The organism is Paenarthrobacter sp. NPDC092416 (genome assembly GCF_044755025.1).
Lineage (GTDB): Bacteria > Actinomycetota > Actinomycetes > Actinomycetales > Micrococcaceae > Arthrobacter.
Genome location: NZ_JBIVQG010000016.1, coordinates 69253 through 77187 on the forward strand (window position 1 = coordinate 69253; position 7935 = coordinate 77187).

The 7935-nt window shown below is 63.7% G+C and carries 6 protein-coding genes; 4 read left to right on the top strand and 2 right to left on the bottom strand.

The genetic code is table 11. From position 1 onward, the window contains the following. Nucleotides 1–118: 118 nt before the first annotated feature. Entirely contained in the window at nt 119–1231 is a 1113-nt protein-coding gene (locus ACIQC5_RS21590; RefSeq protein WP_400287137.1) for a branched-chain amino acid aminotransferase, read from the bottom strand. A 117-nt stretch (nt 1232–1348) separates the two neighbouring features. After that, on the bottom strand, nt 1349–2401 hold the full coding sequence (locus tag ACIQC5_RS21595; protein ID WP_400287139.1) for a 3-isopropylmalate dehydrogenase: 1053 nt from the start codon (nt 2399–2401) through the stop codon (nt 1349–1351). Nucleotides 2402–2525: 124 nt separating this feature from the next. Here ACIQC5_RS21595 and ACIQC5_RS21600 point away from each other — a divergent pair, with 124 nt between their 5' ends. From ACIQC5_RS21600 to ACIQC5_RS21615, 4 genes are all read left to right on the top strand, one after another. Next, entirely contained in the window at nt 2526–3710 is a 1185-nt protein-coding gene (locus ACIQC5_RS21600) for a sensor histidine kinase (protein WP_400287141.1), read from the top strand. A gap of 3 nt (nt 3711–3713) precedes the next feature. Then, nucleotides 3714–4427 (top strand): response regulator, encoded by a 714-nt coding sequence (locus ACIQC5_RS21605; protein ID WP_400287143.1) that lies wholly within the window; start codon nt 3714–3716, stop codon nt 4425–4427. Between the two features lie 116 nt (nt 4428–4543). Further along, complete coding sequence (locus tag ACIQC5_RS21610; protein WP_400287145.1) at nt 4544–5338, top strand: ABC transporter ATP-binding protein; 795 nt, start codon at nt 4544–4546, stop codon at nt 5336–5338. 3 nt (nt 5339–5341) lie between these two features. Beyond that, entirely contained in the window at nt 5342–7807 is a 2466-nt protein-coding gene (locus ACIQC5_RS21615) for an ABC transporter permease (protein WP_400287146.1), read from the top strand. Nucleotides 7808–7935 lie beyond the last annotated feature (128 nt).

A 7935-nucleotide genomic window follows, 5' to 3' on the forward strand; every position in this document is an offset into this window, starting at 1 on the left:
ACACCCAACAGGACCTGAAAGAGCGTCGCGGGAAGCAGAACGGCGCCCCTTCCGCTTGTCTGCCAAGGGGAAGGGCCGCCGTCGTGCGTTTATGTCGTGCGTTATCTGCCAGGAACGCCTAGACCAGGCGGGTCAACCACCCGTGCCGGTCTTCGATGACACCGGTCTGGATGCCAAGGAGCTGCTCGCGGATGGCCATGGTGGTCTCCCCGGCTTTTGCGTCCTCGGAACCGATGAACTCGGTAGCGTCCTTGAGAACACCGATTGGCGTGATGACCGCAGCCGTGCCACAGGCGAACACTTCAGCGATTTCGCCTGAAGCAACGCCATCGCGCCACTCGTCGAGCGTGATCTTGCGTTCGGTCACTTCGCGGCCCATGTCCTTGGCTACTTGGATGACGGACGAGCGGGTCACGCCTTCCAAAATGGTGCCGCTGAGCGCGGGAGTGACCAGCGAGCCGTCCTTCATCACGAAGAAGACATTCATGCCGCCGAGTTCTTCCACGGCGTCGTCATTGAAGTGGTCCAGGAACAGCACCTGCTTGCAGCCGTTCGCTTCAGCTTCCTGCTGGGCGATGAGCGAGGCGGCGTAGTTGCCTCCGCACTTGGCAGCACCTGTTCCACCGCGTCCCGCGCGGGCGAATTCCCGGGAGATCCAGATGGAAACAGGCTTGAGCTCGCCGCCGAAGTAGTTGCCGGCAGGTGAAGCGATGACGCGGAAGGAAACTTCGCGCGCGGCCCGGACACCGAGGAACGCCTCAGTAGCGATCATGAACGGACGCAGGTACAGGGCTTCGCCGTCGCCGGACGGAACCCATTCCTTGTCAGCCTGGACGAGTTCGCGGATGGCACCCAGGAAGTATTCCTCGGGAAGCTCCGGGAGGGCCAAGCGACGGGCGGACTTGTTCAAGCGGGCAGCATTGGCCTCAGGACGGAACGTCCAGATGGAACCGTCTGCGTGACGGTAGGCCTTGAGGCCTTCGAAGATCTCCTGGCCGTAGTGCAGGACAGCGGCAGAAGGGTCCAGGGAAATGGGTCCATAAGCCTCGACCCGGGCATTGCGCCAGCCACCGTTGCCCTCAGCGTCGACCTTGTAGTCGACCACTGCGGTGTTGTCGGTGAAGTAGTCGCCGAAGCCTGGGTTCGCCAGGACAGCTGCACGCTCCTCAGCAGACTTCGGGGTTGCCGAAAGCTGCTGGCTGAATTCGACGCCGTGGGCAGTCTGAGTCATGTTTCCTCCACAGTCAGCTACCTGGCGGCGCGAAACGGGTCCCGGAGGATGCGGTTCAGCGATGGACCAGGGAAGCAGGTAAATAATTCAAGACAAGCTTACGCCTGAGTAAAGGGCCTAAAGTGCGGCCGCAATGGCATCGCCGATCGCAGCAGTGCTGCGCGGTTCGCCCGTGCGGCTTTCGACGTCGGCGACCACTGCCGCCTCGATCTTGCGGGCCGCCGTGGTGTAGCCAAGGTGGTCCAGGAGGAGCACTGCCGAAAGGATGGCGGCGGTGGGATCGGCCTTCTGCTGGCCGGCGATGTCCGGGGCCGAGCCGTGGACGGGTTCGAACATCGAAGGTGCGGTGCGGTCCATGTTGATGTTGCCCGAGGCGGCCAAGCCAATACCGCCCGTGACGGCTGCGGCGAGGTCGGTCAGGATATCGCCAAAGAGGTTGTCGGTGACGATGACATCAAAGCGCGAGGGATCGGTCACCATGAAGATGGTGGCGGCGTCGATGTGCAGGTAATCGTGCGTGACCTCGGGGAATTCCTGGGCAACAGCCTCAACGGTGCGCTTCCACAGGTGCCCTGCAAAGACCAGGACGTTGTGTTTGTGGACGAGGGTGACGTGCTTGCGGGGACGCTCGCTGGCGCGCCGGAAGGCGTCGCGGACAACACGCTCCACGCCGTGGGCAGTATTAAGGGAGACTTCAGTCGCGACCTCGTGCGGAGTCCCGCCGCGCAGCGTTCCACCGTTGCCCACATAGGGACCTTCCGTGCCTTCGCGCACCACAATGAAGTCGATGCTGCCGGGGTTGGCCAGCGGGCTGCCAACCGTTCCGTAGAGGCGTGACGGACGCAGGTTCACGTAGTGGTCCAGGCTGAAGCGGAGCTTGAGCAGCATCTCGCGTTCGATGATGCCCGAAGGAATACGGGTGTCGCCGGGTGCGGCGCCAACAGCACCGAAGAGGATGGCATCGCGGGTGCGCAGGTCTGCAAGGACCTCGTCCGGAAGGGTCTCGCCGCTCTCAAGCCAGTGCTGGGCGCCGAGCTTGTAGTGGGTCTGCTCAAGGTCGACACCTTCAGCGGCGACAGCCTTTTCCAGGACCTTGATGGCTTCGGCGATGACCTCGGGGCCAATGCCGTCACCGGGGATGACAGCGAGATTGATGGACGATGCACTCATACGTCTATATAGCCAAGCAATCCACATGCTGGTCAAAATCGTCTCACTCCTTGAACATGGAACCAGCCAGGATCAGACCAGGGCATGATGCCGCCTTTGCGCTCAACCACATAGAGTCAGGAGCGTGGATAGAAGGCATGCGATATACGAATGGTTCCGGATCAACCACTTCAAGGTAGATTTGACGGCAACCTGCCTGCTGGTCCTTGTGTTCGGGCCCGTCTATCTGCTGGCCGACCGTCCGCTGCTCTTCTTCATCTCCTGCGGCCTCCTCCTGCCACTCGCATGGCGGCGGACCCGGCCTGTGGTGGCGTCGGGTTGCGTGATTGCGGTGTGCCTCATCCAATGGGCCCTGGCCGCCGAGCCTGTCGCCGGCCAAATCGCCGTTCCCCTTGTCATCTATGCCACAGCTGCCTATGGCCCCGCGTGGGCGAGCCGCACTGTACTCCTGGCCGGCTTGCTGGGCGGCATCATGCTGACCACCCGGCTCTACTCCAGCACCGCCGAGTCCGGAATCATGGGCCTCACCATAGGTGCGCTCTACACAGTCCTGATCTGGATGCTGGTGCTGGTGAGCTGGACCTTGGGCGACCTCACCCGCGTACGGCGTCTCCAACTCCAAGCCCTCGAGGACCGGACGCGCCGCCTCGAAATCGAGCAACACCAAGAGCGCCAACTGGCCGCTGCCGACGAACGCTCACATATCGCCCGGGAAATGCACGACATCGTGGCCCACTCGCTGTCCGTCATCATCACTCAGGCGGACGGTGCCCGCTATGCCGCCGCAGCCAAGCCGGAGCTGGCCACCGAAGCGCTGGCCACCATCGCCGCCACCGGACGCGACTCACTCGGTGAAATGCGCAGGCTGCTCGGGGTTCTCCGGTCGGACGACGACGCGCCCACGCGGCCGCAGCCCCGGCTGTCCGATCTCGACGAACTTCTCCTGGGCTTCCGCGCAGCGAGCCTTCAGATTGCGTTCGAACAAAGCGGCATCCCGCGTCGCGACCTTCCAGCCGGGGCGGAACTTACGGCGTACCGCATCATCCAGGAAGCGCTCACCAACGTCATGAAGCACGCCGGTCCGAAAGCCGTCGCGAACGTCTCACTGACGTGGCAGGGCCGCGGACTGCAGTTGGACATCGACGACGACGGCCGGGGCGCCGCCGCTGATCCGCCTCCGGCAGGTGGCGGCAACGGACTCCGGGGCATGGGTGAGCGCATCTCGCTCTACGATGGTTCCTTGACCGCAGGCCCAATTCAAGGCGGCGGTTTCCGCGTGTCCGCTTTCATCCCGTATTCGGAGGCTTGATCCATGCCTGAAGTTCCCGCGCCCATCAGGGTGGCACTCGTCGATGACCAGCAGTTGGTCCGTTCGGGGTTCGGCATGCTCATCAACTCCCAACCGGACCTGGAAGTAGTGGCAGAGGCAGGTAATGGTATCGAAGCCGTCCAAGCACTCAGTGCCACCACAGCGGATGTTGTCCTGATGGACGTCCGCATGCCCGGCATGGATGGCATCGAAGCGACCCGCCGCATCCTGGAGCAGGCCGCGGCACAGCCGTCCGGATCCCAACGGGCGGACGTCAAAATCGTGGTCCTGACGACCTTCGACCTGGACGAATATGCTCTGGCGGCCATCCAGGCCGGCGCCAGCGGGTTCCTCCTGAAGGACGCGCCGCCCGAAGAACTCCTGGAAGCCATCCGTACTGTGTACCGCGGCGACGCCGTGATCGCGCCATCTACAACCCGGCGCTTGCTGGACCACGTGGCTCCGCTGCTGAGGACACAAACGCCCGAGCAGAGCGAGCACGCTGCCGCCGTCGAGCGCTTGACCGTCCGCGAACGCGAAGTGTTCCAGCTCATCGCACAAGGCCAATCCAATCCGGAGATCGCAGCGGGACTCTTCCTTTCCGAAGCCACGGTGAAGACCCATGTGGGGCACATTCTGGCCAAGCTCGGCGCGCGGGATCGTGTGCAGATTGTGGTCATTGCGTATGAGACAGGCGTGGTGGCGCCGGGCAGCTAGCCCACCGGTCCCAGAGCAGAAACTGAGCCATCTAAGACCACGGTATGAGACGAGCTCCGGGACAATAGGCCCACAGCCCGATCCGGTGGTAACGACGGTGAACATAGCGTGGAATCATGACAACATTCACGCCGCTCCCCCACCCCTCAGGAACCCATCACGCCGCCGGAACGGATGCCGCCCAAGCGCGTCCCGCCGTCGAGGCTTTCAAGCTTTCAAAGAGTTACGGCCGCGCCGATACACGCGTCACTGCGCTGAACGAGGTCTCAGTTAGCTTTGATGCCGGGAAATTCACCGCCATCATGGGACCGTCGGGGTCGGGCAAGTCAACTCTGATGCACTGCCTCGCGGGCCTGGATACCGCGGATTCGGGTCGGATTGTCCTGGGCGGGACGGAACTCACGGGGCTCAACGACCGTCAACTCACGGCCCTGCGCCGCAAGCGGATCGGCTTCGTCTTCCAGGCTTTCAACTTGGTGCCCACTTTGACGGCCGAGCAGAACATCACGTTGCCGCTCGCTTTGGCAGGAAGCACGGCCGACGCCGGATGGCTGGATACCGTTGTCAGCACCCTTGGGCTGACGGACCGGTTGAAGCACCGCCCGCATGAACTCTCCGGCGGACAGCAGCAGCGCGTTGCCGTGGCGCGCGCGCTGCTGACGCGTCCCGACGTCGTCTTTGGCGACGAACCAACCGGCAACCTGGACTCGAAAGCCGGCGGCGAGGTCCTGGCTTTGCTGCGCCGCAGCAGCCAGGAGATGGGGCAGACCATCATCATGGTGACGCACGATCCCGTCGCCGCGAGCTACGCCGACCGTGTGGTCCTCATGAGCGATGGCGGCTTGGTGGGCGAAATCCATGACCCCACTGCCGATTCCGTCCTGACCGCACTCGGCAAACTGGGGGCATAAGGCATGCTTCGCGTTGCTTTGTCCCAATTGAAGACGCAGTACCGGCGGTTTGTCGCCATCGGACTCGCGGTCATGCTGTCCGTCATGTTCTTGTCGGCCACCCTCATGGTCGGTGCCAGCACGAACGCTTCGCTCGGTGCCAGCGTCGGCGAAGCGTATCGCCATGCTGACCTCGTGGCCACATCCAAGAACGGCGAACCCTTCAGCCAGGCCGCTGTGGAAGCTGCCGCGTCGGCGCCGGCCGTCAAGGACAGCTATGCCGAGCGATCCACCTATGTGACTTTCGAGGCCGGTGGAGGTGAACAGGTCGGACGGCTGCGCAACACTGCGCCAGCCTCATTGGAGGGATCTGTGCTCTCATCCGGTTCCTTGCCGACCAAACCTTTCGAGGCCGCGATCGACGTCAAGACAGCCGAACACCTTGGCCTCGCAATCGGCAGCATCCTGGACCTGCACGGCGGCGGCCCCGTCAAGACCGCCAAGGTGACCATTTCCGGCCTGACCAAGGCTACGAACGATCCGTTCTCCTCTTCTTCGGCCCAATTGCTTGCCTCGGAATCGGTCCTCAACGCCGTCCAGGATGCCGGCGCCGGCTACAGCGGCTTGCAGTTCACGCTCAAGCCCGGCGAAGACATAGCCGCAGCCAAGGATTACATCGGACATCGGATGGAATCAGCCGGTGCCAACGCGCCTGTCCTGGAAACGGCCCAGGAGAAGGTCACGTCCACTGTCGCCATGCTCAGCGCAGGTCAAGACCAACTGACCATCGTCCTGCTCGCCTTCGCCGGCGTGGCCATTCTCGTCTCCACTTTGGTGGTGGCGAACACCTTCTCCGTGCTGGTGGCACAGCGGACCCGCGAATTGGCGTTGCTACGTTGCCTGGGTGCAGGCCGCTCACAGATCCGCGGCTCCGTCATGCTGGAGGCCCTCGTGGTTGGCTTCGTCTCATCGATTCTGGGTGTCCTGGCCGCGATGGGCCTGATGACCGGGCTGGTCGCCTGGGCCAAGACACAACCAGAGCAAGCGTTCGCCACTTTGGCCGTACCGCCGTCGGCAATCATCGCCGGGCTGGTCGCCGGAACCTTGCTGACGGTCGTCGCGGCCCTCGTCCCCGCCAAGGCGGCTACATCGGTCGCTCCACTGGCTGCGCTGAGGCCCGCCGACGACGCCACAGTTGGCAACCGCCGAGGCAAAGTGCGGCTGGCACTGGGCCTGATTGCCCTGATCGGCGGCGTATCACTGTTGATTTTCGGCAGCACCACGGTCTCATTGCTGGTTGCTTTGCTTGGCGGCGCGGTTTCCTTCATCGGGATTCTGCTCTGCTCCTCATTGTTCATTCCCACAGTGGTGGCCCTCGCTGGCCGTTTGGCCGCCCCCGCAGGTGTGCCCGGCAAGCTCGCCGCCGTCAACGCGACGCGCAACCCGGCACGTACCTCGGCGACTGCCGCTGCCTTGCTGATCGGCGTAACACTTGTTTCGCTGATGATGACGGGAGCGGCCACTTCCCGGCAAGCGTTCAATGCGACGCTGGCCGAGAACTACCCTGTGGATTTGGCTGCCATGACCGCGACAGACGGTTCAGCCGATCCAACAGAAGCCATCTCGCGTATCAAGACGCTCGACGGGGTCAGCAATGCGGTGCTCCTGCCGGCCGTTGGGACCCTCGCCGAGTCCACGCCCGACGGCGGGAGGACCGTCTATTCGCTCTCGTCGGCCGATGCTGCCTCCATCCTCCGCGACAACAACCTGAAGCCGAGCCCGGGCACGGTCTATCTGCCCGAGGACTCCGCTGGAGGTCAGGCAACCATCACGACGGCGGCCGGTGCAGCGTCTCTCGACGCGAAAGTCCTGCGGACCCGCCACGTCCCGGCCTTCGTGGAAAGCTCGAGCATCACGACGGGTGCCCTCCCGGAAACGCCCGGCATGGTGTGGGTGAAGCTTGCTGACTCTGTGTCCAGCGAACAGGTTCAGGCCATCCAGAAAGAGATTGCCTCCGCCCTCGGCGTGCACGAGCGCACTGTTAGCGGCGCCGCCATCGAGCGCGTCACATTCAACAGCATCATCGATGTTCTCTTGCTCGTGGTCACCGGCCTGCTGGGCGTTGCCGTGGTGATTGCGCTGATCGGCGTGGCGAACACGTTGTCGCTTTCCGTCTTGGAACGAACCCGGGAGAATTCGTTACTGAGGGCACTGGGCCTGACGAAGGGTCAATTGCGCGGGATGCTCGCTATTGAGGCCGTGCTGGTTGCCGGTGTCGCAGCGTTGCTCGGCGCAGGCATGGGCATTGTCTACGGCTGGCTGGGAGCGCAAGCTACCCTTGGCGGCGTCGCAGATGTGGTTCCCGCCGTACCGTGGCTGCAACTGCTGGCCGTGTTCGGCGTCGCTGTGGTGGCGGGGCTCCTCGCCTCGGTTCTTCCGGCCCGCCGGGCCGCACGCCTGTCCCCGGTGGAGGGCCTGGCGACAGCCTGACCGCCCTCGCGGATCTTTCCCCTTAACGAGAAACGCTCGTTACCTTTTTCGTAGCCCCTTTCTGGTGAAGGATGTGGGTGTGCTGGCCTGCCGGTCCCGGCATGATTGCGACGCTCTGTTTTTGATGA

Bases quoted from the DNA above. Each gene is read 5' to 3' on its own strand.
- ACIQC5_RS21590 (WP_400287137.1), bottom strand. From the start codon at position 1,231: ATGACTCAGACTGCCCACGGCGTCGAATTCAGCCAGCAGCTTTCGGCA.
- ACIQC5_RS21595 (WP_400287139.1), bottom strand. From the start codon at position 2,401: ATGAGTGCATCGTCCATCAATCTCGCTGTCATCCCCGGTGACGGCATT.
- ACIQC5_RS21605 (WP_400287143.1), top strand. From the start codon at position 3,714: ATGCCTGAAGTTCCCGCGCCCATCAGGGTGGCACTCGTCGATGACCAG.
- ACIQC5_RS21610 (WP_400287145.1), top strand. From the start codon at position 4,544: ATGACAACATTCACGCCGCTCCCCCACCCCTCAGGAACCCATCACGCC.
- ACIQC5_RS21615 (WP_400287146.1), top strand. From the start codon at position 5,342: ATGCTTCGCGTTGCTTTGTCCCAATTGAAGACGCAGTACCGGCGGTTT.